This is a genomic window from Endozoicomonas sp. YOMI1 (genome assembly GCF_024606345.1).
Classification (GTDB): domain Bacteria; phylum Pseudomonadota; class Gammaproteobacteria; order Pseudomonadales; family Endozoicomonadaceae; genus Endozoicomonas.
In genome coordinates, this window is sequence record NZ_JAHHPM010000129.1 from 1 (window position 1) to 1305 (window position 1305).

A 1305-nucleotide genomic window follows, 5' to 3' on the forward strand; every position below is an offset into this window, starting at 1 on the left:
AAGGACAAGGCGTTAGCAGAAACTGCTGCCTTGCTGGTACTCACAAAAAAGGCCCGAGAGATCTGGGGGGAACCAGAGGACGATTGATCTCTCTCCCGGATCGCCAAAACGCAGTCAACCTGATTAAACAGGCCGTGAAAGATGGTACCCGCCAGTCGAAAGCCTGCGAAGCCCTTGGCCTTTCAGAAAGAACCGTACAACGCTGGACACGGGAGGATGCTGTGCCGGCAGATAACCGCAACAATGCCAACAGGGAAGCTCCCGGTAACAAGCTGACTGAAGAGGAACGCCAGGCGATTGTTGACGTCTGTAACAGTGATCGCTTTAAAAGCCTTCCACCCAGTCAGATCGTCCCTGTTTTAGCGGATGAAGGCGAGTATCTTGGGTCTGAAAGGACATTCTACCGGGTGTTGCACGAAAGAGGCCAACAGCACCACCGTGGGCGCACAGCCAAGGCTGTCCGCCGGAGACCAACGTCGTATTGTGCAACTGGACCGAACCAGGCCTGGTCTTGGGACATCACATTTTTGCGCTCACCAGTGCGTGGACAGTTTTACTATATCTGTATCTGGTGATAGACATATACAGCCGTATGATTGTGGCTTGGGAAATCCATGAGAATGAGTCTGCCGAGCATGCCTCACAAATGATTACCAAGGCCTGTATCCGCCACGGCATAGCCGCTATGGAGAGACCGCTGGTCCTGCATTCAGACAATGGCAGTGCCATGAAAGGCGGCACCATGCTGTCGCCCCTGCAACGGCTGGGCGTGGTCAGCTCATTCAGCCGACCAAGGGTAAGTGATGATAATCCGTTTGCTGAAGCCATCTTCAGAATCCTGAAATACCGGCCCGGTTACCCATGCAAGCCATTTGCAGATGTTGAGGCTGCCCGAAACTGGGTTCATGGTTTTGCGCAGTGGTACAACGAAGATCACCGGCACAGCGGACTTAAATTCCTCACGCCGGGTCAACGGCACCGGGGGGAAACCAAAGCGCTCATGGATAACCGGAAAAAGGTGTATCAATTGGCTAAGCAGCGCCACCCGGAGCGTTGGGGTAAAAGGGCAACCCGTAACTGGGACCTGGAAGATGAAGTCTGGCTAAATCCAGACCGGTCAGTCGCCGGGCAGCAAAGTCAAGCTGCGTGAGTTGAGGCGACAACTATGTTGACAAACACCGCTATGGAATAGCAATTAAGACGACTTGTGTATTTTATTGTCATTTTTCATTTTCTTTGTCAGCTTATGTTGTGTCCGACATTTTTGATGTCGGTACTTCCAAAATATCAAAGTACCGACATTTG

General features: G+C 52.1%; 2 protein-coding genes. Both read left to right on the forward strand.

The window, feature by feature from the left end; all coding sequences use genetic code 11:
* A partial coding sequence (locus KDK15_RS04700) for a helix-turn-helix domain-containing protein (protein ID WP_257294207.1) occupies positions 1–575 on the forward strand: 575 nt, incomplete at its 5' end.
* A 23-nt stretch (positions 576–598) separates the two neighbouring features.
* Entirely contained in the window at positions 599–1150 is a 552-nt protein-coding gene (locus KDK15_RS04705) for an integrase core domain-containing protein (RefSeq protein WP_257294208.1), read from the forward strand.
* Positions 1151–1305 lie beyond the last annotated feature (155 nt).